General features: G+C 46.3%; 19 protein-coding genes and 1 other annotated feature. Of the genes, 3 read left to right on the top strand and 16 right to left on the bottom strand.

Annotation, left to right across the window (positions count from 1 at the left end):
• Nucleotides 1–106: 106 nt before the first annotated feature.
• The 3 genes from ASG89_RS15545 to ASG89_RS15535 form a co-directional block, all read right to left on the bottom strand.
• Nucleotides 107–556: an RrF2 family transcriptional regulator gene (locus ASG89_RS15545; protein WP_057311624.1), complete on the bottom strand. Its 450-nt coding sequence runs from the start codon at nt 554–556 to the stop codon at nt 107–109.
• Between the two features lie 121 nt (nt 557–677).
• Nucleotides 678–1,280, bottom strand: coding sequence for a Maf family protein (locus ASG89_RS15540; protein WP_057311623.1), 603 nt, complete (start codon nt 1,278–1,280; stop codon nt 678–680).
• 51 nt (nt 1,281–1,331) lie between these two features.
• Entirely contained in the window at nt 1,332–1,574 is a 243-nt protein-coding gene (locus ASG89_RS15535; protein WP_057311622.1) for a DUF4321 domain-containing protein, read from the bottom strand.
• Between the two features lie 164 nt (nt 1,575–1,738).
• Between ASG89_RS15535 and ASG89_RS15530 the strand changes: the two genes are divergently transcribed.
• A complete protein-coding gene (locus ASG89_RS15530; RefSeq protein ID WP_057311621.1) occupies nt 1,739–2,974 on the top strand; it encodes an N-acetylmuramoyl-L-alanine amidase in 1,236 nt (411 codons plus the stop codon).
• A gap of 53 nt (nt 2,975–3,027) precedes the next feature.
• Here the strand turns inward: ASG89_RS15530 and ASG89_RS15525 are convergent, their stop codons facing one another.
• The 6 genes from ASG89_RS15525 to ASG89_RS15500 all read right to left on the bottom strand — a co-directional run bounded on the left by ASG89_RS15525 (nt 3,028) and on the right by ASG89_RS15500 (nt 12,663).
• Complete coding sequence (locus ASG89_RS15525; protein WP_057311620.1) at nt 3,028–4,371, bottom strand: hypothetical protein; 1,344 nt, start codon at nt 4,369–4,371, stop codon at nt 3,028–3,030.
• Nucleotides 4,372–4,534: 163 nt separating this feature from the next.
• A complete protein-coding gene (gene murC / locus ASG89_RS15520; protein ID WP_057311619.1) occupies nt 4,535–5,923 on the bottom strand; it encodes a UDP-N-acetylmuramate--L-alanine ligase in 1,389 nt (462 codons plus the stop codon).
• 7 nt (nt 5,924–5,930) lie between these two features.
• Nucleotides 5,931–7,304 carry a bifunctional folylpolyglutamate synthase/dihydrofolate synthase gene (locus ASG89_RS15515; protein WP_082593279.1) on the bottom strand — a complete coding sequence of 458 codons (1,374 nt, stop codon included), beginning with the start codon at nt 7,302–7,304 and terminating at the stop codon, nt 5,931–5,933.
• Between the two features lie 70 nt (nt 7,305–7,374).
• Nucleotides 7,375–10,035, bottom strand: coding sequence for a valine--tRNA ligase (locus ASG89_RS15510; RefSeq protein ID WP_057311617.1), 2,661 nt, complete (start codon nt 10,033–10,035; stop codon nt 7,375–7,377).
• A 55-nt stretch (nt 10,036–10,090) separates the two neighbouring features.
• Nucleotides 10,091–10,351 (bottom strand) — a binding site (T-box leader).
• Nucleotides 10,352–10,539: 188 nt separating this feature from the next.
• Nucleotides 10,540–11,658 carry a LysM peptidoglycan-binding domain-containing protein gene (locus ASG89_RS15505; protein ID WP_057311616.1) on the bottom strand — a complete coding sequence of 373 codons (1,119 nt, stop codon included), beginning with the start codon at nt 11,656–11,658 and terminating at the stop codon, nt 10,540–10,542.
• Nucleotides 11,659–11,775: 117 nt separating this feature from the next.
• Nucleotides 11,776–12,663: an RluA family pseudouridine synthase gene (locus ASG89_RS15500; RefSeq protein WP_057311615.1), complete on the bottom strand. Its 888-nt coding sequence runs from the start codon at nt 12,661–12,663 to the stop codon at nt 11,776–11,778.
• Between the two features lie 266 nt (nt 12,664–12,929).
• Here ASG89_RS15500 and ASG89_RS15495 point away from each other — a divergent pair, with 266 nt between their 5' ends.
• Nucleotides 12,930–14,423, top strand: coding sequence for a phosphodiester glycosidase family protein (locus tag ASG89_RS15495; protein WP_057311614.1), 1,494 nt, complete (start codon nt 12,930–12,932; stop codon nt 14,421–14,423).
• Between the two features lie 522 nt (nt 14,424–14,945).
• On the opposite strand, the gene ASG89_RS37695 is transcribed toward ASG89_RS15495, so the two are convergent.
• Together ASG89_RS37695 and hemL are read right to left on the bottom strand one after the other, a co-directional pair.
• On the bottom strand, nt 14,946–15,143 hold the full coding sequence (locus tag ASG89_RS37695; RefSeq protein ID WP_235549779.1) for a hypothetical protein: 198 nt from the start codon (nt 15,141–15,143) through the stop codon (nt 14,946–14,948).
• A gap of 99 nt (nt 15,144–15,242) precedes the next feature.
• Nucleotides 15,243–16,541 carry a glutamate-1-semialdehyde 2,1-aminomutase gene (gene hemL, locus ASG89_RS15490; RefSeq protein WP_057311613.1) on the bottom strand — a complete coding sequence of 433 codons (1,299 nt, stop codon included), beginning with the start codon at nt 16,539–16,541 and terminating at the stop codon, nt 15,243–15,245.
• Nucleotides 16,542–16,621: 80 nt separating this feature from the next.
• Here hemL and ASG89_RS15485 point away from each other — a divergent pair, with 80 nt between their 5' ends.
• The gene (locus ASG89_RS15485; RefSeq protein WP_057311612.1) at nt 16,622–17,281 is read left to right on the top strand and encodes a Crp/Fnr family transcriptional regulator; all 660 of its coding nucleotides are present in this window, start codon (nt 16,622–16,624) and stop codon (nt 17,279–17,281) included.
• Here the strand turns inward: ASG89_RS15485 and hemG are convergent.
• From hemG to cobA, 5 genes are all read right to left on the bottom strand, one after another.
• A complete protein-coding gene (hemG, locus tag ASG89_RS15480) occupies nt 17,253–18,710 on the bottom strand; it encodes a protoporphyrinogen oxidase (RefSeq protein WP_057311611.1) in 1,458 nt (485 codons plus the stop codon). The two genes, ASG89_RS15485 and hemG, sit on opposite strands and share 29 nt — an antisense overlap.
• Nucleotides 18,707–19,654 (bottom strand): ferrochelatase, encoded by a 948-nt coding sequence (hemH, locus tag ASG89_RS15475; protein ID WP_057311610.1) that lies wholly within the window; start codon nt 19,652–19,654, stop codon nt 18,707–18,709. Before hemH ends, hemG begins: the two co-directional genes overlap by 4 nt.
• A 1-nt stretch (nt 19,655) precedes the next feature.
• On the bottom strand, nt 19,656–20,720 hold the full coding sequence (gene hemE / locus ASG89_RS15470; RefSeq protein ID WP_057311609.1) for a uroporphyrinogen decarboxylase: 1,065 nt from the start codon (nt 20,718–20,720) through the stop codon (nt 19,656–19,658).
• Nucleotides 20,721–20,878: 158 nt separating this feature from the next.
• Entirely contained in the window at nt 20,879–21,871 is a 993-nt protein-coding gene (gene hemB, locus ASG89_RS15465) for a porphobilinogen synthase (protein ID WP_057311608.1), read from the bottom strand.
• On the bottom strand, nt 21,868–23,412 hold the full coding sequence (gene cobA / locus ASG89_RS15460) for a uroporphyrinogen-III C-methyltransferase (RefSeq protein WP_057311607.1): 1,545 nt from the start codon (nt 23,410–23,412) through the stop codon (nt 21,868–21,870). The genes hemB and cobA overlap by 4 nt, the downstream gene beginning before the upstream one ends.
• Between the last annotated feature and the right edge of the window lie 5 nt (nt 23,413–23,417).

The following is a 23,417-nucleotide window of genomic DNA, read 5'->3' as shown; positions in this document are numbered from 1 at the left end:
CTCTTCCGTACGTAATGTAGGTTATGTTACTTATTGCTATCCCATGCATGCGGCTATAAGCCCTAAAAACAACATAAAACCCCCGGATTGTGAGATCCGAGGGCTTCTAGGATAGAGATTCTGTATTCGATTGCGGACATTCAAATGCCCTTATTTGTTCTAACATACTCCCAATTGTATGTCCTTCAAAGTAATTTTCCATTTGCTTCTCAGCATCGCAGAAAACTTTACCCATCAATCTATCCATTTTGGATGATATCATACAAGGCTTGGACTCATCACCTGAGCACCAGCTCGGCTTCAAAGTACCTTGACATGTCAAGCGGTAAATCTCCCCGAGTGTGACTTCCTCAGGCTTACAACTCAATATAAAACCGCCACCGATGCCTTCCTTCGTTGACACATAACCTGCTTTTCGAAGAAAGCCCATAACTTTACGAATGCGTGCAGAATGTGTAGATACATTAGCTGCAATTTCTTCGCTAGTTGCCATATGATCAGGCAAATGAGCTAATAAAACAAGGCTGTGGACGGCAATTGTAAATTCGCTGTTCATGGCTGGTACCTCCCAGAAGAATGCGAAGTCATGTCGCTTACTGTCATTGTAACCGTTACAGATTGCTCAGTCAATCTAAACACCCTATTTTGGACTAGAATGGATATGCTTGGAAATGAGCCTACAGAACTTGAATATCAAATGTCAGCAATAAATCACTCAGCAAGGAAAGCGGCAAGCCTACAACTGTGAAATAATCCCCTTCGATCCCGCTAATTATCGTTGCCCCTATACCTTGAATGGCGTAAGACCCCGCTTTATCTCTGGGCTCTCCAGTTGCAATATAGCGCAAAATCTGATTATCCGTCATCGGCTTCATCCGCACATGGGTCACGCTATGCGAGACAACCTGCTGACCCGTCGCTGCATCCACACAAGCAACACCACTGTACACCTGATGTGTATTTCCTTGTAATCCTTTCAGCATTCGGAAAGCATCTTGCTCATCTACCGGTTTGCCTAGAACTTCCTCGTTATATACAACAACCGTGTCCGATCCAATGATAATACCATGTTGATCTTGGTCCTCTAGCATGTCTCTAACTGCCCCCGCCTTGCGTAAAGAAAGCAGCTCAACGAGCTCAGATGGCGTTATTTTTTGCTCGACGGTCTCATCTGCGTCACTCACACGAATGATATAGGGTAGTCCGAAAGATTGGATAAGCTCCTGCCTCCGCGGCGACGATGAAGCAAGAATAAGTCTTTGATGTTCTTTGGTTGGCACGATAAACAACTCCTAGATAATAATCCTACGTTTCTAACGTTCACAAACTCACTAGAGTTTCCGATATAGGAGATAAGCTCCTACTAATCCAATAATACTGCACAGGTTTAGCTTCACCAAAAGTTCGAATTGATATTTCACAACTTGTAAATCGGCTTTAGGTTCCCAAGAAATTTGAACTGATTTAGTTAAAAATGCGAGAGCAGGAACGGGCGCTAGCAGCTGGCCAATAATAACCCCAGTAATTAACCCGACGATTAAAAAAATGATCAGTGTAAATGTGTTTTTTTTCATTCCTGCCATCCTCTCCAAGTATGTACATGCCCTATTATACGAGGATTCACCTCTTTTTTCCATGTAAAATAAACGGCCGGCAGTTGAATAAACCGATGGTGATTCTTACCTGCTTACAGCCTAGACCAATCCTAGTAAGATAGTTACCGGAGGTAAATTCAACTATGACTCTATTCAAAAGACTAATTCTGTTCATGTTACTGCTCACAATTGCATGCCCTTATCAAGCATTCGCTTACAAGGTTGTGCTTGATCCCGGACATGGTGGAAGTGATCCTGGTGCCATTGGTGTTGGTGGACTGCGTGAAACTGATGTCAATCTGGACATCACGTTAAAGGTGAGACAAGCCCTTCTTGAACGCGGTTACGAGGTCGTCATGACACGCACTAACGACACCTTCTTATCACTCGCTCAAAGGGTTGCCTTCACGAATGAACAGCAAGCTGACCTATTCGTATCCATTCATGCCAATGCACATTCGAGCAGCAAAGCTAACGGAACCATGGTGCTTTATTATGACAGTGCGTACCCCCAAGAAGATTATCCAGCAAGCAGTGCGATGACGCAATTAACACCTTATAGTAAAAATTTGGCACAGCTTGTACAGGATGCTTTACTTGCGCAAGCCGGTACCAAAGACTTAGGACTAACACCTAGTGCAGTCTATGTGGCCCGAATGGGAACAATTCCAAGTATTCTCGTCGAGACGGCTTTTCTCACAAATACTAGCGATGCAGCCTTACTTGCTAGCAGTGCTGTTCGTTCTAAGATGGCGATCGGCATCGCCAATGGAATTAGCAGTTATGAACCACCACTTTTTACCGATGTGCTTGTTCACTGGTCTAGATCTGCCGTTCTTCGCATGAAGAATACAGGCATTGTCGAAGGGATCGGCAACAATTACGAACCCGACCGCGCGCTTACGAGAGCGGAATTCCTGACGCTAATGGATCGCGTATTTTCCTTGGGCAAGCTGCCAGCTGTCTGCAGCACGAACGGAAGTGTAACTTCCAATGTTTATAGCTGCGGGACTGGCGCAACGAAAAGCTATTCGGATCTATCGACTTCCCATTGGGCAAGCGCCGTTTTTGCCAAGGCTGCGAAACTAAACTTACTACAAGGCTATGCCGATGGGACAATACGTCCTAATCAAGCAATCACACGCGGGGAAGTTGCTTTTTTATTTAATCAGCTTCTACAAATGACTTCGCCAACTTCACAACCGACGTATACAGCAGCATTTGATGATGTACCGAAGTCCATGTGGAGCGCATTAGCTATCCTAAATTTGAAAGATAAAGGCATCATAAATGGCATATCGGACACTTCCTTTAAGCCCGATCAAACAATGACTAGGGCTGAAATTGCCGCCCTGCTGGATCGTTATCTCACGAAATGACAAGAAAGCCGTGTATCCCTGGCTCTGTAGAGTTCAGGGTACACGGCTTCTCCTTATACTACGCTAATCGTAGTAAGCAGATTTTTCTGAGCAATAATGTACTGCATCAAGGCTGATTGCGCTTGCCACATCAAGGCCTGAGATGGCGTTTTCTTGTATTCTTCCATCGATTGTACGGCACTATTGATCGCTGTAGTCATCTTCGCTAGCAACGGTTTAACATCATCACCCGCGCCGCTAGTCAGCCCTGTACCGAGCGTAATGAGTGCCTGATGCGAAGTACGAATCGACTGTAAAGAGACATCCGTCAGTGCTGTGGGCTTCGTCTCCGCCAAATGGATTAGTGTCAGTCCACTCATCGCAGTCACAAGCTTATCACCCTCAGCGATATAATTAGGCAATGTCTCCGCTTTTGCGCCAGACCAGCGAATGCCCGTTATCGCTGGGAAATCCACATTTTTCATGAAAACCTCAATCGTTTTATCCGTAGCCTGCACACCTTGCCTTAATGCAACAGCATCGTCCCTCGTCTTAGCAAAACCTACGAACACAGTGAGCTTATCGGAATTATCCAGCGCAGAAGCAAGCCCCTTCTTATTGAGCGAATCTTGAACAGCTTGGGCGCCTTGGAGCGAGCTGAACACCCCATTTTGCAAGAAGGTATACGATTTAGCAGGAATTTGCACCGCTGTGACAGCTGCTGTTGTTGCGGGTAGAGCTACATCCCCTGTACCTGTTTGTGTTTTGGTCGTGGAGGTTGCTGCTTGTGTATTAGGCGATGGCACCGTAACTTTAGAAGGATTGGATGTCGCTAAACTCGTTGTCTTATCTTGATCCGAAGAGAACATGGAGAGCACGAAGAAACCGAATGCAATTCCCGTTACCACTGCACCCGCCACAGAGGTTGCTATGCGAAACCATGGCGCATCGGGCGACTTCGCATAACGAGTTCCATTCCCGGGATCCCGGTATGGCTCCTTGGATGTCCAATTGGACCATTCCTCCCGATTGTCAGTAAGCTCGGGATCGGGTTGCCGCTCTTGGCGAACTACCGTTGGGATCGGAGAATTCTGCTGTTCTCGAGTAATTTGGTTCTCACGAATGATTCGTTCTACACGCTCTCCTTCTGATTCGATCTGGCTATGCCAGCTCCCAAAATCTGTCGTGAACGTATTCAGCGCATGCGGTTCAAAAAGTGACTCTACTTGCTCTCTTTCTGCTTGTTCGTATGGCGTTACTTCCTTCGAACTCCGATCTATCTTCGGCTCTATTACTTTATACTCTTCTTGATAGAGGGGAATAATGTTCTCCTCTTGATCATGTACCCTTGCTGCTCTGCGTGTTGATTCTGCCCCTTCCTTGGGGTCGAAGCGATATGTAATTCTAGCTTTTTTCATTCCCTTCCCACACTCCTCATCATATGTATGTCCCGAAACAGGCACAATGCCGTATCATCTTGTCCCAATCTTCTGTTACTAGAGTATGAGAGTGAGAACCATAATATGATTCGTTCAAGAAAAAAAGACCGCCTCCAGCCCTTCGGCGTAAGCGATCTTCTCTCTACGTATGTGATTCGTATTTCTTGCGCAGCGATTTAGCTAACCCATCCGCTGCCTTCCAGATGTCTCCTGCACCCATCGTGAGAACGAGGTCACCTGGTTGAACATGGTCTATCAAATACGTCAGTACTTCTTCCCGTGTGGCAATATGCTGCACATTCGGATTGCTGTTGCTGCGTATTAACTCAACTAGCTTAACAGAGTCCACGCCTTCAATGCGCTTCTCACCGGCTGGTGAATAAATATCTGTTATGACAACTTCATCCGCTTCCAGAAAGGAGCGGCTAAACTGCTCAAACAGGTAGTAAGTTCGTGTATACCGTTGCGGTTGGAACACGGCGATGATACGCTTTCCTGTTGCTTTCGCAGCGGAAATTGTTGCTTGAATTTCCGTAGGGTGATGCGCGTAATCATCAATCACCAAAATGTTTTCAACTTCACCGAGTACTTGAAATCTACGCTTTGCTCCACGAAACTCCTGAATCGCTTCTGCAATGCTCTCGAAAGATAGCCCTGCTTCCAAACAAGTAATCAGTGTCGCAAGTGCATTGTATACATTATGTTTACCAGGCACGGACAGGCTGACTTGGCCAAGGGATGAACCATTATACTCTACCGTAAAGGTTACCTTGCGATCACCTAGTGAGATGTCACGTGCGATATAATCCGCTTTCGTCTCAATCCCGTACGTAATCACTTGACTTTGAATTTCCGGTATCATTTCGCGCAGGAACTCATCATCCTGACATACAATCGCTTTGCCGCCAGGTCTTACTTGGCTCAAGAATTGTTTGTATGCCCTCTTCAAGTTCTCGAAATCGCCATTATAATTTTCCAAATGGTCAGCTTCAATATTATTCACTAACGCAAGAGTTGGGTGATATTGCAGGAAGGTTCCATCGCTCTCATCGGCCTCCGCAACAACATACTCTCCTTTGCCAGCTTTGGCATTGCTGCCTACATTCATAATTTCTCCACCGATAATATACGTTGGATCCGTACCGCAAATCTCCATTACCAAAGCTATCATGGAGGACGTTGTCGTCTTCCCGTGGGCACCTGCTACGGCAATGCCTTTGCGTTCATTCATCAGCCTTCCCAGCATTTGTGAACGATGAATAATCGGAATATTCAGTTGCTCTGCCGCTTGCATTTCTACATCATCTTTGGCAATTGCAGTTGAATATACAACAAGATCAGCACCAGACACGTTCGCCGCCTGATGACCGATAAAGACTTGAGCGCCTTTGGCTTTCAATTTCTCAGTTAACTCTTGCTGAGCAATATCTGACCCTGAGACACGGTATCCCATTTCGAGCATGACTTTGGCAATGGCACTCATGCCGTATCCGCCGATTCCTATAAAATGTACGTGTTCTGCTTGATTCACGCCGTTCTCACCATCCTTTTTCAGAATCGGTTTGATAGGTTATCCAAGAACGAACATCAGAGATTAAATACAGCGTGCCAGATACGACCGCCAGATCATCCTGCTCAGTTCTATTTGTTAATAAAGTTAAAGCTTGCTTCCAATCGCGTTCAACAACAATGTCAACTTCACGATTCATCTCCCGCAGCAGACTCGTTGCGAGTTCTGCGAGCATGGAAGCATCCCCTTTTTTATGAAAATTAGCTTCTGTAATAATAAGTGTATCCACCAATGGTAGTATATGCCTTAAGTAGCCTGTATGATTCTTCGTTGCTAGCATTCCAATCATCATATGAAGCTTCTTGTAGCTGTACACATTTTGAAGCGCTGAAGCTAGTGTTGCCGCCCCTTCAGGGTTATGTGCCCCATCGATTAGGATGCGCGGCTCCTGTGAAACCATCTCCAGTCGACCTGGCCATTTCGTTCCCGTAAGACCCTGCTGCAAATCCACATCATCCACGATGGTGGCGTAATATTGACGAAGCACTTCAAGCGTCATAACCGCAACAGCGGCGTTTTTCAATTGGTGCTCACCATTCAATGTAATGGACAACTCTGGAATAGGTCGAAATGGTCCGTTAAATTGGAAGGTTTGACGATCGAGCTCACTCGTCACATCCGTCAACGAAAATTGATCGCCAAGGGAGTAGAGGGTGGCTTTCTTCGCTTTCGCCGTTTGTTCGATCACACGCCATACAGCCTCAGGTTCCACTGCTGTAATCACTGGTACACCGGCTTTAATAATGCCTGCTTTTTCAGCTGCTACGAGCTCTAGGGTATCTCCGAGAATATCCATGTGATCATGACCGACATTCGTAATTACGGTAACAATTGGATTCACGATATTCGTGCTATCCAGCCTTCCCCCGAGTCCGGTTTCCCATACTACATAATCGGGATAAGCCACTTTCCCAAAGTATAGAATCGCCAGTGCTGTTGAAATCTCAAACATCGTTGGCGGACCAACCTCTGTGGCTGCAATCTCATCCACAATTGGCTTCATCTCATTCACTAAACGAAGTAGTACGTCATCCTCAATATCGGCGCCATTGACTTGTATACGGTTCGTATATCTCACCAAGTACGGTGATGTAAATGTGCCCACATCATAACCGCAAGCCTGAAGCACAGAAGCTAGGTAAGCGCATGTTGAGCCCTTTCCATTCGTTCCGGCCACATGAATAAACTTCAGCCTGCGTTCGGGGTTACCCAACTTCTCCATAAGTAGATGCATACGTTGGAGGCCCGGCTTCATGCCGAGCTTCTCCATCCGTCCAACGATCCAATCAATGGCTTCCTGTGCGGATTGGAATTCACCCGCCGTGTTCTTGATTTCATCCATTGTTCTCATCCTCTTTTACTATATGAATCACCTTGTTCACGAACATAGGCGATCGTATAATTTACGTTCCTTACACCTTTAACTCCGCTAATCGAGCGATTACTTTATCACGTTTGTCTGCATAATCAGCTAGCTTAGCCTTCTCTTCTTCGATGACTTTCGCTGGTGCCTTAGCTACAAAACCTTCATTACCTAGCTTCTTCTCGATGCGCTCAACTTCACCATATAAAGATTGCAGCTCTTTGTCCAAGCGCGCAAGCTCTTGCGTGATATCGATCAAGCCCGCTAATGGCAAGTAAAGCTCTGCCCCAGTGATAATCGACGTCATTGCTTTGTCAGGAGCTGTCAATGTAAGGTCAATTTCAAGCAATGACGTGTTACAGAAGCGTTTCAGGTATTCTTCATTTTTGCTAAGAATCTCCTGTGTCTCTGAACTAGCTGGTTTAATTAAAAGCTCAACTTTCTTACTCATCGGCACATTCACTTCAGCACGGATATTACGAACAGAACGAATCGCTTCCATCAAAAGCTCCATCTCACGAATCGCATCCGGTGCTTCGAAGGCGGCATTCTCAGTTGGCCAAGCTGCAAGTGTAATCGTGTCCCCAACATGCGGCAAATGCTGCCAGATTTCCTCGGAGATGAACGGCATGAACGGATGAATCAAACGTTGCGTTTGATCTAATACATAAGCTAGAACCGATTGAGTCTGCTTTTTCGCAGCTGCATCTGTGCCATACAAGCTCAGTTTACTGAACTCAATATACCAGTCGCAGAGATCATCCCAGATGAAGTTATAAAGTAGACGGCCTGTTTCACCGAATTCATAGCTGTCAATTAGACGTGTTACATCACGAACCGTTTCATTCAAGCGATGTAGAATCCAACGATCTGCGGTACCTAATTGGCCAGTCAAATCGATGTCCGCTGCAGTAACGCCTTCCAAATTCATTAGAGCGAATCGGGAAGCATTCCAAATCTTATTGGCAAAATTACGAGCTTGCTCAACCCGCTCCCAACGGAAGCGCAAATCTTGACCTGGCGTGGAGCTCGTAGAAATCATATAGCGCATCGCATCCGCGCCGTATTTCTCGATCACTTCTAAAGGATCAACACCGTTTCCGAGCGATTTGGACATTTTGCGTCCTTCGGAATCACGAACAAGACCATGCATGAGCACATCTTTAAATGGAATTTGGTCCGTAAATTCGAGACCTTGGAAAATCATACGAGCTACCCAGAAGTAAATAATATCATAGCCAGTAACCAGTACACTCGTCGGATAGAAACGCTTCATATCCTCGGAATCTTTCGGCCACCCTAATGTGGAGAAAGGCCATAGTGCCGAGCTGAACCATGTATCCAGTACATCGTTATCTTGGTTAAGATTCGCGCTTTGACAATGGGAGCAGACAGTCGCATCCTCACGAGTTACGGTGACTTGACCGCAATCCGCGCAGTGCCAAGCAGGAATTCGGTGACCCCACCATAATTGGCGAGAAATACACCAGTCACGGATATTTTCAATCCAATTCAAATACGTTTTCTCAAAGCGGTCGGGTACAAAATTTACGCCCTTGCCTGATTTCTGCGCTTCAATCGCTTGATCAGCAAGCGGCTGCATTTTCACGAACCATTGGGTGGACAAGTACGGCTCAATCACTGCGCCACTGCGCTCGCTATGTCCAACTTGATGAACGTGCTCTTCAATTTTGATCAGAACACCTTGTTCTTTCAAATCAGCAACGATTTGTTTACGGCAATCGAAACGGTCTTGCCCCTGGTAAGGGCCAGCATTCGCATTCATCGTACCCGATTCGTCCATAACCAGAATTTGCGGCAGATTGTGACGCTTTCCTACTTCGAAATCGTTAGGATCATGTGCCGGCGTAATTTTTACCGCGCCGCTTCCGAATTCTTTTTCAACATAATCGTCTGCAATAATTGGAATTTCACGGTTTACAATCGGCAGAAGCAAAGACTTCCCAATGAGGTGCTTATAGCGCTCATCCTTCGGGTGAACAGCAACTGCTGTGTCTCCCAGCATCGTCTCAGGACGCGTTGTAGCGACAACGATCGAACCTGATCCGTCTGTTGTTTCATATTTCAAATGGTACAGCGCACCTGTAACTTCTTTGTATTCCACTTCAATATCCGAAAGTGCTGTGCGTGCCGCCGGATCCCAGTTAATAATATAGTTGCCGCGATAAATGAGACCTTTTTCAAACAAGCTTACGAAAACTTCACGAACCGCTTGCGAAAGCCCTTCATCCAATGTGAAGCGTTCACGCGAATAATCGAGTGAGAAGCCCATTTTGGCCCATTGCTCACGAATGGTATCCGCATATAATTCTTTCCACTCCCATACCTTCTCCAAGAACTTCTCGCGGCCAAGATCATATCGCGTTTGTCCTTGTTCCCGAAGCTTCTGCTCTACGCGAGTTTGTGTTGCAATACCAGCATGGTCAGAACCAGGCAGCCACAACGTGTCAAAGCCCTGCATCCGTTTCGTACGAATAAGAATATCTTGCAGTGTAAAATCAAGCGCATGCCCAATGTGCAGCATACCCGTTACGTTCGGAGGCGGGATCACAATGGTGTAGGTCTCCGCATCAGGACGGTTGCCTGCTTTGAAGAATTCATTTTTGATCCAGTAGTCGTACCATTTACGCTCCGCTTCTTTCGGGTCGTACGTGGTCGGCATTTCTGTTTGCAATTTGGTTTCGGTCATAAGAGTACCTCCATATCTGGCTAGTTGTTATAAACACAAAAAAACCTTTCGCCCCAAAAAGGACGAAAGGTATAGCTTCCGTGGTACCACCTTCATTTCATGCGACTTGCCCCAATAGCAAATAACATGACACTTAAACAGATAACGGCTGCGACCGGAAAATGCTAATGCAAGCGAGAAAGGATAACTCGGTGATTGCACTCACATTTACTGCTCCAGGGCGACTTCGATCGGATGTATCCTGAGGAACCTCTCAGCGTTGCAGTTCCACTCTCTGAAGGGCGTTCCGACTACTACTCCCTATCTTTGCAATTCCATATGTTGGTTTGAAAATGATTTACAGTATATGATATCGAATTATCGACATATAGTCAATAATTTCAGCCCATGTTATAAGGATTATTTTCTAGTATTGGGCGAAATGGTGGAAGTTATACTAGCTTAAAACATAAAGAGCCCCCAGCCGCTATCAGCAGCCAGAGGCTCTTGCCTATGTATAGGTATTTATTTGGGCAAATAAATAACTTGACCCACAACAATATCTTGATCCCCTAGACGATTCATCAGTTGAAGCTCACGTGTTGTCAACTGATAGCGCTTCGCAATTGATTCTAAGGTGTCATCCCTCTGAACGATACATAGTTTGAGCTTCCTGAACTCTTGCGACTCCGATCGGCTCTGAAGAAATAAACGCCGCCATTCTACCGCATCTATCCGCGATTCCGCCTCAAGAGCCGCTTGCGCTTCAGCTTCCGCAAGCCGCTTATCGGAAAGATACGAGCCTGCCTTAGATAATAGCGATTTAATACCATACGGGTTAACCTCCACGGCGTCAGCTGCCTTCTTGCCAAAGGCAACTTTCAGTTCCTTTTTCTCCTCCGTAACGACGGTACTGTCAGCATGAGGGGTCACCTTCAGCTCGATTTGTTCAAATTCCACACCTATCGTGTCGTCCCCCGATAAGGATTCCGGCTGAGCCGCAACTACGGTTGGTTCTGGTGCAGCTGCTATCAACGTTGGGTTTGGCGTAGGCAAAGGTGTTGGAATAACAGGTGTTGGCGCTGGTGGTGGTTGAATCACTTGTTGAACTTGTTGAACTTGTGGAACAGGTTGAACCTGTGGCTCTTGAACAAACGGTGCTGGTGCTGGTGTAGGTACAGGTTCTGATACGTAAGGCATGACGGGCTCGGAGCGAGGATACTCAATTTGATGGACAAATGTAACCTCTTCTTCCTCGCGCCAGCTTTCTTGCGGTACAGAAACCATTTCTACACCTTGCAAGGATAGTACACCTGTGACATTTAGGCTTCGTGCCGATAATAGGTCGATATCAAAATTCTCGATTTCCACCTGAATATCTTCTACGCGATGAATACGATTCAAGGGCAATGTAATTTCCACAGGAATCAAATGCTCAAGCGTGCGTGGGCTGCCGCCTTCTTCACTAAAGTAGTTGCCTGTAAGTAGTAAGTTCCCCTTTAAGATCGCTTGATCATCTAGCGTTATAACTTGAATATGCGGAAGCAATTCTACCTCATTCAACTCTTGTATGGCTGCCAAATTCTCCTGCAAATGCACACGTTCATAAATATCAAAACGTAACCCTGGTTGTTGTTCAGTCACCGAAATGTTTCCTCCCTTCCGTTAACTCGAAACATACAGCAGTTCCGAATTGTTGGGTGATATACTTGATTGTCTCTAAAAGTATATGGGTGGATGAGTCCAGGCATGACTACATTTTTAATTCATTGACATTTGATCCAGCAACGTCTTGAAATCTAGTGGATACGGTGCGTGTACAACGACCTCATTTTGCGTAATTGGATGCTTAAATATGAGCCTGTCGCCATGTAGGGCTTGCCGCTCAAACGATCGCGAAGAACTTCCATATAAGGTATCTCCGATTAGAGGATGTCCTAAATGACTGAGGTGGACCCGTATCTGATGTGTTCTGCCCGTTTCCAGCTCCACTTCCACGAGTGCACCAGCTTTCATTTGCTGAAGGACACGATAATGCGTAAGCGCCTGATCCCCATTAGGGGCTACTCTTCGTTTCCCTGGCTGATGACGGTCCTTGCCGATCGGTTCATCAATCCATCCTTCCTTTTCATTGAAAAAACCGTGAGCTAACGCCACATAGCGTCTATCAATTTGCTTCTCTCGCATGGCTTCATCCAATAGGACATGCGCCCATTCATTTTTGGCATAAAGTACAACGCCAGTCGTATCTTTATCTAGACGATGAATATGACGAACACTATATGCTTGTCCTGTCGCTTCATAATAATGAGCTACCGCATTGGCAAGCGTTCCTCCTTGTCCAGCTTCAGCTGGATGGACAGACTTACCAGCCGGTTTATTCACGACTAGAGTGAACTCATCTTCAAATAAAACGTCTAATGGGTAAGATTCAGGTTTAAACGCCGCTTTTTCCTGAGGAAAAACCTTTAGCCGAATCGTGTTATTTTCTATACGAATAAGTCCCTGGGAAGCTAATCGCAGAAAAAATTTGCGTGGCACCGGCAAATAAGCCGCTAATTCTTCAACAGCGCCCGGTTTGAGCGGTTTCCATTGTTCATTTGGAAGTGGTAGTTGCAGCCATTCTCCATCACGCGACCAATTGATCATGATTTCATGCCTTTACGAAATGATAGGAAGATTGCTAGCAGAATTAATAGAAATACAAAAACAATCGCCATAAGGTCGATTGGGAAATCAAAAAAGTAATAACGTTTCATAAGTAGAACGAGCTCCTTTAAGAAAGAGGGATTATGTACACTTTATTTTAACAATTACCAATACCATTTGCATGCAAAAATATGATACTATTATTCTTGAATTGTTTTTTTTCGACATTTTCTATCAATTTATTAATAGAGCAGGAGAGGTTTACCTTGGGTAGTTCAATTGCAAATCATTTTCGAAATTATAGTTGGCTGAAGCGGACTTTACTCGTTATAGCCGTGTGTACATTTTTGAGTTCTAGCTTTCTATTTCTAACCCCACCAGGGACATTCATACGTGAGTATTTAGCCAAAACCGTCATAACAACGCAGCATCGCGACTGGGCCTGGATATTCGTAGGTGCACAGCGCCGTGATCAAATGGTGCTTGAAATGCAGAATTTAACGGAAGTTAACTCGATTGAGAAACAAGATATTGAAGCTGTTCAGTTTAATACAAATCGTCCTATTGAGAGTCTAGTCAAAGTAGAGGATATTTCAGGCACCCTGTGGAAGGGTAAGCGAATGTATGTATATGACCCACGTTCAATCCGTGTTGTCGTTCCTTCCAAACAAGGTGAAGGTGAACGAATTACAGCCATGGTTCAACGTACAGGTGCTGTAGCCGGTGTCAATGGCGGTGGCTTCAATGATCCTGACGGCCTTGGAAACGGATTTGCCCCAATCGGTGCTATTATGTCCGGTGGTGAAATCCTTTATACCGACCAAGAGGGAAGCAACCCGCAACAAATTGTTGGATTTACCAAAGAAGGTACCCTTATTATCGGTAAATATACAATTAATGCCTTATTAGAGCTCGGTGTCACGGAAGCTGTCTCCTTCTACCCGCGTGTTATCGCGAATGGTAAACCACTTATTACTAGTGGTGATGGAGGTTGGGGACGTGCGCCGCGTACAGCTGTTGGACAAAAAGCAGACGGTACGGTTATCTTTATCGTCATCGATGGACGTCAAACGTCAAGTGTTGGAGCTACGCTGAAAGAAGTTCAGGATCTTTTCTTAGAAGACGATGTCATCAACGCTGGATTCCTTGATGGCGGAGCATCTTCTGAAATGGTTTATAATAATGCACTTATTACAAAACCATCTAGCCGTTATGGTGAGCGTCGCTTACCTTCAGCTTTCTTAGTATTCGATCATCCTGAGAAAGTCGAAGTCAAGAACATTTGGGCTGGTCTGACGACAATTGATGCAGGCGGTGCTTCAACTCACCCTGAATTCTTGAAAGAACAAGCAGAACTGAAGGCACAAGGTAAATTGCCCACACCAACGCCGAAAGCCACACCAACACCATCTGTTAAACCAGAAAACACAGCTGAATCAGTCAAAGCTGGCGGGTCGTCTTCACCATTAAATACCAATTCGACTAGGCCGAACTCGACAGATAAACCATCATCTGGAACACCAACAAATACAACTAGCCCTACACCAACAACTACTGGTAACCCTACACCGACTCCTACACTTACGCCAACGCCAAGTAGTGGGACTGCAACGGGAGGTACTAACACGGGTAGTACGAAGCCAACGACGACAACAACACCGTCGCCTACGCCAAGTCCTACACCGAAGCCAGCAACGAATGGAACAGAGACTTTACCCAACGCATCTATATCCACTTCTCCAACAGTTAAGCCTAACTAGTAAGAGAAATAGATAAACGAGCGACAGCATTAAACTACTAAAAAGTTAGCAACCGTTTCTACGGATGCTAACTTTTTTTGTACGGGTGCATCCAATCCATCGAATAGTTGTTAAAACTTGGTGACAGGTCAGTAGCGCTCGATATGGACGCATGGGCAGCGGGGACGCGTGAGAAGGCACAGCACTAGGCGGGGCGACAAGCCGACGTGGCAACGGAGGCCCGCGAGATGGCCCACGCTAGACGGGGCGACAAGCCGACACGCAAGCGGGGACGGGCGTGATAACACGCGCAGGGCGGGCGACAAGCCGACGTGGCAACGGGGGCCCGCGAGATGGCCCACGCTAGGCGGGACGACAAGCCGACGCGGCAGCCGGTACGGGCGTGGTGGAGACGCGTGTGGCGGGCGTGGGCGTTTCAGCGCGTGGAAGTTGTTTGGGCGTTTGGCGGGCCTAGGTAACTGCATTATTGTATTAACTGGAAAAAGTACAGCTATTTGAGGAGAAATTCATTAAAAACTCGATTTAACTGGAAAATATGTAGTTAAAAATGCCTCTTTTGTTCATATCTCGAGCAAATTGGGTAAAATTAACTGTATTTTTTCCATCTATCTCCTCGTTTGATTTGAAAATCGCAAATTTAACTGGAGAAAATCCAGCTACTCCCAAACATGCGCTTACTCCTACTCCTACTCTTCCTCTTCCTCTTCCTCTTACTCCCACGCCCCCAACTCGACCAGTTACCGCACATCACACATCATCACTCCCTATAACACAAGGGCAGCCCTCACGTAGAACTTTCTACGGTCGGCTGCCCTTATTTTATAGTCGTTTCAAGGCTTCACGATGAGCCTCGATTGTCGTTTCAATATCCGCATCGGAGTGCACTGTAGACACAAACATACCCTCAAACTGCGAAGGTGCAACGGAAACACCTAAATCTAGTAGGTTTCCGAAATACGCATTAAATCGACCAAGATCGGATGTTTTGGCCGAATCGTAATTGGTGACTGCCGTTTCCGTGAAGAAAGGACAAACCATTGATCCTACGCGATTGATCGTGCTGGCAATGCCGAACTCAGCAGCATTTGAAGCAAAGCCCGCTTCTAGTCTAGCTGATTTGCGTTCTAGCTCCTCATAGACATTCGGCTCGCCTAGTAAGGACAACGTTGCGAAACCAGCTGCCATGGCAAGTGGGTTACCCGATAACGTACCTGCTTGGTAAATCGGACCCGCAGGAGCAATCTGCTCCATAATGTCTAAACGGCCGCCATAAGCACCTACAGGAAGCCCACCGCCAATAACTTTACCTAGACAAGTTAAATCAGGTGTTACGCCATATAAACCTTGAGCACAGTTCTTATGCACGCGGAAGCCAGTCATAACTTCATCAAAAATCAACAAGGAGCCATATTGCTTGGTAATGTCACGAAGACCTTGCAAGAAGCCATCTGCTGGAGGAACAACCCCCATATTGCCCGCAATGGGTTCTACGATAAGTGCGGCAATTTCTTCACCAAACTTTTCAAAAACAAGCTTCACGGAATCCAAATCATTATAAGGTACAGTAATCGTGTTGGACGCCACACTGCTTGGTACACCAGGACTATCCGGTAATCCAAGTGTAGCAACCCCAGAACCAGCCTTAATCAACAAAGCATCCGCATGTCCATGATAGCTTCCTTCAAATTTCACGATCTTATCGCGCTTCGTAAATCCACGAGCTAGGCGCAACGCACTCATCGTGGCTTCCGTTCCCGAATTGACCATGCGGACCATATCGATAGACGGTACACGTTCAATGACAAGCTTGGCCATCTCAGTTTCGAGCAACGTGGGAGCACCGAAGCTTGTACCTTTAATTGCTGTATCCTGAATCGCTTCCAAAACCTTCGGATGAGCATGTCCTACGATGAGCGGTCCCCATGAACCTACGTAGTCAATAAACGTATTCCCATCAATATCAGTTACTCTGGAACCCGACCCACTCTCCATAAATAGAGGTGTTAAGCCCACTGATTTAAATGCACGAACTGGACTGTTCACCCCGCCAGGAATCAGCTTCCTTGATTCTTGGAAAGCAGCCGCTGACAGTTTGTCGATTCTGCTCGAATTTCCCATTATTTAGCCCCCAATGACGTAATCTTGTGATAAAATGAGGTCATACCCACCAATAACTACCTATAAAGGCGGTACAACCTATGCTAGAGCTTATCAAGAAAGTTCCTTTATTTGCCCAACTAGGCGAGCAGCAATTGAACGCCCTTATTGAAATTTGTACAAGACGTACCTATAAAGCAGGCACAATCCTATTTCAAGAAAAAGAACTCGGTTCCGTATTCTATATGGTTCTTAGCGGTTCCGTAAAGATCTTCACAACAAGTACTTCAGGTGAGGAGAAAATACTGACGATCTGCAAAAGCAGCGAAAGCTTCGGAGAGCTTTCTCTCATAGATGGCAAACCTCGTTCTGCCTCAGCTCAAACCTTGGAAGAATGCATACTCCTTACGATAACAGGCCAAAGCTTCCTTGAACTGCTTCGTAATCATTTTGACATTAGCCTAGGCATCATGCAAGAACTCAGTAATCGGTTACGCGATACGAATCAACAAGTGTACGATTTAACCTTCGTAGATGCACGAACACGAGTCATCAAAAGCTTGATCAAAATGGCGAACACGCATGGCCAACGTAAAGGCACCACAATCGTCATTAAGCTTGTTCTGAATTTTGATGAAATCTCCCAACTAGCTGGTGTTCAGAAATCCACGCTCATGCAAGTCATTCGTGATCTCGAAGAGAAGAAAATCCTGACGATTTCTGCCAATGAATTCACTTTGGAATTGACGAAGCTTCGCTAATTATTAGTGATGCAAGCTGATTTGCAGCATCTTTTCCTTGCCGTATACAATCGGGTAATCCGACGCCATGAAACCCTGCACCAGTGACCAGTACTCGCGGCAAAGCTTCAGTCAGTTCTTTTTTGAAATCCGCGATCGCCTCTAAATGACCAACTGGGTATTGCGGCATGGAATGCATCAACCTCGTCACTTCAACAAAACCAGGTTCAGCCGTAATCCCAAGCAGATCACTTATATCATGTCGTGCTTTACTGATTAATTGCTCATCAGACCATGCAGGCCATTCCTGCTCACCAGAACGACCAATATAACAACGAAGCAGTACCTTACCTTCAGGCGCAGCATGCAGCCACTTTGCTGAGGTTAGCGTACAAGCTGTAATGGTATAACCCTCATGCTTAGGAACAAGGAAACCAGAGGCATCCAGCTCAAATGGTATATCTTTACGATCGAACGCCATAATCACATTGGCTACCGATATATAATCAATCTTCGCTAGTTTGCTTGCAGCCGGCAGCTCCGAAAGCAGCCTTGCCGCTTGATACGTTGGCGTCGTTACAATAACCCCGTTGACGATCTCACGCTGACCGTCCTCTAAGACAACCTCTGTTAGTCCACCGGCTACGCCACGCACGGAAGCAACACCAACTCCAGTACGTAAATCTATCGCAGCTAAAGAATCGACTAAGCTATTAACTAGCGATTGCAGCCCTCGCTTAAACGTTACAAATACGGAATTGCGAACAGCAGCAGGCAAATGCGCGCTTTCCTCGGTCACATTTTTGCGGCTCGCCATCATCCCAAGAATTAAACTGCGATTCTTCTGCTCCATAGCCTGAAACTGCGGGAAGGTGGATTTCAAGCTCAGCTTATACGTATCCCCAGCGTAAATCCCGGCAAGCAGGGGCTCAACAATACGCTCAAGCACTTCCTTACCGAGTCGGCGCTCCAGAAAATGTCCAAGCGACTCATCCGCTGTAACATTCCGCTTCGGCAAAATCAAGTCCATCGCAGCGCGAAGCTTGCCCCATGGTGAGATTAAGCCTGTGCTCATAAACGGCGTCATTTGAGTCGGAATTCCCAGAACCAAGCCCGGAGGCATGCGATGCAGCTTTCTCCCGCGAACGATATACGTTTTCTTCGCTTTCGGATTCGTACCTGTCAGCTCATTTTCCATTCCTAAATCATAAGCCAAATCAATAATGGGACGTTTACGAGCAAGGAAGGAATCTGGCCCCTTTTCAATCACAAAGCCTTCACGCGTTATCGTATGAATTTTCCCGCCAAACGACGGTGATTTCTCTATGACAGAAATGCGAAAGGGAGCACCTCCGCTAAAAGCTTCCAACTGTTTTTTCAAATAAAAAGCAGCGCTCAGCCCTGTGATCCCGCCGCCTATAATCATATAATGAGGCACGTTATTACTCATTTCGAACTCGCTGACTCTTGCCATTTCTTGTAAACAACATCACTCAAGGTTTCCATATAAAGAGGATCGGTGTTGAGCGACTCCGTACGTTCCAAGTGAACGCCTAGCTCTTTCGCCAACGCTTGGGCTTCAATATCGATATCATAAAGAACTTCTAAATGATCGGAAACGAAACCAATTGGACAAAGGAGTATCTTATCCACGCCTTCTTCTAGCTTAATCGTACGCATGACGTCCATAATGTCGGGACCTAACCAAGGCATTGCTGTCTGGCCAGCACTTTGCCAACCAAACTGCCAATTCGTTAGACCAACCCGTTCAGCAAGCGCTTTGGAGGTAGCCAGCAATTGATCCGGATATGGATCCTTCATCTCCAAAATTTTCTCCGGCAAGCTATGAGCAGTAAAGATGACTCTCACGTTATCCCGATCCGTCTCAGCGAATTTCCCCAAAGCGTTCTCTACACGTGTTTGCAAAGCATCCAGCAGCTTCCCATGAAGGTGATAATCCAGCACGAACGTCATATTAAGACCTAGTGCTTCCGCCTTATCCTTCGCTCTCTTCACATAGCCACCGACACTCATCGTGGAGTAGTGAGGCGCGAGAACGATCCCTACAGCCTCTGTGATGCCGTCCTTAACCATTTGTTCAACACCATCTTCTACATAGGGCTGAGCATGTTTAAGGCCTTGGTAGCAGACAAATTCAAGCTCAGGATGCTCTTGACGAAGCGTAGCTTCGAGTCCTTTTACTTGTTTATTCGTATTCTCACGCAGCGGGAAGAAGCCTCCTACAATAGCCTCATAACGCGTCGTTAATTCATGCAATTGCTCAGGGGTCGGCGGATGACCACGTCGTATATGCGTATAGTACGCTTCTACTTGATCTAAACTTTCCGGCGTACCATACGACATCACTAAGACACCAATGCGCAATTTGGTCATGTTAAACACCACTCTTTCCAGCTTGCTGGGTTAAAACGGAATGCGAATAAGAATGAACAAACGTCGTTAATTCCTTCAATTTCTCAAGCGATGCTTCTGGGAACAAGCCATGTCCAAGGTTGAAAATAAACCCTGGCTGCTTCATGCCTTCATCCATAATGGCTTTTGCTTGTGCTTCAATCACACTCATCGGCGCTGTTAAAATGTAGGGATCTAAGTTCCCTTGCACCGCATAGCGGTGCTGTAGTCGTTCACGACCAACAGAGATCGGTACACGCCAGTCCAAACCAATCACATCTGCTTGAATCGTCGTCAAATACGGGAGCAATTCACCTGAGCTAACGCCAGGGAAATAAATTTTGGGTTCTTTCAAATCGGACAGCTCTTTGAAAATTCTCATCATCGTTGGCCGAACATAGACGTCGAAATCGGCCGGAGAGAGTGCTCCCACCCAGCTATCGAATACTTGAACAGCTTTAGCCCCATTGGCGATGTGTGCACGCAGATATGTGATAACCATATCCCCGAGCTTATCCATCAAGGCGAACCAGACAGTTGGTTCCGAATACATCATTTGCTTCGTGCGAATGTAGCTCTTGGAGGGTCTGCCCTCAATCAAATAGCTGGCAATCGTAAATGGCGCACCCGCGAACGAAATCAACGGAACTTCTAATTCTTTATCTAAAATACGAATCGTTTGAAGAATATGGGACAAGTCCTTCTCCACATCAATTGGACGAAGTCGTTCAACATCTTGTGCCGTACGAACCGGTGTATGTATGACAGGACCGATATCTTTCACAATATCGAAGTCAACACCAAGCGAAGCCACCGGGTTCATAATATCCGAGTATAAAATCGCGGCATCTACGCCAAGCTTTTTGATCGGCATCATCGTTACTTCGGCAGCAAGCTCTGGTTGCTGGCAAATTTCAAGCAAGGAGTACTTTTCCTTGATCTTACGATAGTCAGGGTCGTAACGACCAGCTTGACGCATATACCAAACGGGTAGCGTATCAACTTTTTCTTTCCGGCATGCTTTAATAAAATTATCGTTATAACTCATGAGGCACCTTCCTCTTGTTTCCATCTATTCTCATCCATTATGCCCTAATTATACCCCTCTCACAACCAACGTAAGCTTCCCTATTGCGACAAAAGTATGACAAAAGAACCACCTGAACTCCGTTATAGATCACAGAGGACAAATGGTTCACGCACTCCTTACTTTTGCAAGTAACGAGCGATATCTTTGGCGAAATAGGTCAGGATAATGTCGGCTCCCGCACGTTTGAAGCTCGTCATGGTTTCCATGACGATCGCTTCTTCATTCACCCAGCCTTGCTGAGCAGCCGCCTTTACCATGGCGTACTCTGCGCTCACATTGTAAGCAACAACCGGCAAGTCGAAGTTATCCTTCAGCATGCGGATAATATCCATATAAGCAAGTGCTGGCTTCACCATTAGGAAGTCAGCGCCCTCGACGACGTCGCTTGACGCTTCACGAAGCGCTTCACGGCTGTTAGCCGGGTCCATTTGATACGTTTTCCGATCGCCGAATTGTGGTGTAGAATGTGCAGCATCACGGAACGGCCCGTAGTAGGCCGAAGCATATTTGACGGAGTACGCCATGATCGGCGTGTTCTCATAGCCCGCCTCGTCAAGTCCAGCGCGAATAGCATGCACATAACCATCCATCATATTGGAAGGAGCGATAATATCCGCACCTGCCTTGGCCTGAGACACCGCTGTACGGACGAGAAGCTCCAAGGAAGGATCGTTCGCGACATCTGCTTGCCCTGTAATCGGGTGGTGATGAATAACTCCGCAATGCCCAGTATCCGTAAATTGACATAAGCACGTATCCGCGATAATTAGCAAGTTAGGGTTAAGCTCTTTAATAAAACGTGTTGCTTGCTGCACGATACCCTCATCCATAAATGCGGATGTTCCTGTAGCATCTTTATGATCAGGTACGCCAAATAAAAGAATAGCTTGAATACCTAATTGTGTGATTTCATCAATTTCCTCTTTCAAGCGGTCTAATGAGAAATGATACACACCTGGCATCGAGGCAATTTCTGACTTAACATTTGTGCCATGCGTTACAAAGATCGGTTGAACGACATCGTTCACTGTCACTTGGTTCTCACGAACGAGATTACGAATGGCTGCATTTCCGCGTAAGCGGCGGTTACGAACGATTGGGAAACTCATGCTGGATTTCCGCCTCCTTGAATCATGCTTTGTACCAAAGAAGCCACTGTTGCTTCTTCAGCCGTATATGTGATCGACAGTCCTGCCTGTAAGACAGTTTCTGCCGTTTTGGGACCAATAACTGCAATCTCCACATCTTGCAGCAGCGATAACGGATCTTCCATACCCAGCTGCTTCAGCGCTTCGAGTAAATTCGTAACGGTCGATGAGCTTGTAAAAGTTATGATATGAATGCTTTGATTTTGCAAAAGATGAATAATCTCTTCGCCGTCATCCGTGGTCAATACATTCTCATATACATCCACTTCGGTAACTTCGAGCCCGAGCTCTTTCAATTTAGAAGGTAAATAATCTCTTGCTAAGTCTGCTGTCGGCAGCAACACTTTCTGACCTGCGTTCAAATCCCCTTGAATGGCATCTAAGATGCCTTCCCCCTGATACTTAGCTGGTAGGACGTCTGCGATAATACCACGCTCAGCGAGCGCCTCAGCGGTCTTAGGACCTACGGCAGCTATACGCGCATTTCCCATTTTGCGGATATCAATACGCAGCTCACGCATTCTGCGGAAGAAGAATTCAACGCCATTCGCACTCGTCAGTACGATCCAATCAAACTCCTGCAGCTTCTCAAGTGCCAGATCGAGTGCCTGTTGGGTTTCTGGACGACTTGGTGGCTGTAAGCGAATCACAGGGAATTCGACGGGTTCTCCACCCAAATCATCGATCAGATCAACAAGCTCACTTGCTTGACTCCGAGCTCTCGTAACGAGTACTCGCTTGCCAAACAGCGGCTTCTTCTCCATCCAAGCCAGCTTCTCACGAAGCCTAACTACTTCACCAACAATAATGACAGCTGGAGATTTGAAATTCGCTTCTCTAACTTTTTCTGTAATATCTGCAAGTGTACCTGTTATCGTCGCTTGATCCGCCCAAGTTCCCCACCGCACTAAGGCAACAGGCATTTCTGGCGGCTTGCCACAGCGAATTAACTCGCGGCATATTTGCTCTAGATTGGCAACACCCATCAGGAACACCATCGTGCCAATCGCTTTGGCGAGATGCTCCCAATTCAGGCTGGAATAGGTTTTGTTCGGGTATTCATGGCCGGTTACGATCGCAACGGACGAAGTGAAGTCACGGTGTGTCACCGGAATCCCGGCATAAGCAGGTACAGCTATCGAAGAAGTGATTCCGGGGATAATGTCATACGTAATCCCGTTATCCGCCAGCAGCTCTGCTTCTTCCCCAACGCGTCCGAATACGCTCGGATCTCCACCTTTAAGACGTGTTACTATCTTCCCTTGTAAAGCCAAATCCACAAGCAACTGATTGATTTCTTCTTGCTTTAATATATGTTTGTCAGGCAGCTTGCCAACAAAGATGAGTTCTGCTTCCGGTCTACGATGCTTCAATAAGCGTGGATTCGCCAGTCTATCATATACAATGACATCAGCTCTTTGGATCGCTTCCATCCCGCGAACCGAGATGAGCTTAGGATCCCCTGGACCCGCTCCAACAAGAAAAACTCTTCCTTTGTTCATAGCAA

The sequence above is a fragment of the Paenibacillus sp. Soil766 genome (genome assembly GCF_001428105.1).
In the GTDB taxonomy this organism is placed as follows: domain Bacteria; phylum Bacillota; class Bacilli; order Paenibacillales; family NBRC-103111; genus Paenibacillus_E.
This window is presented reverse-complemented; position numbering and strand designations above follow the sequence as displayed.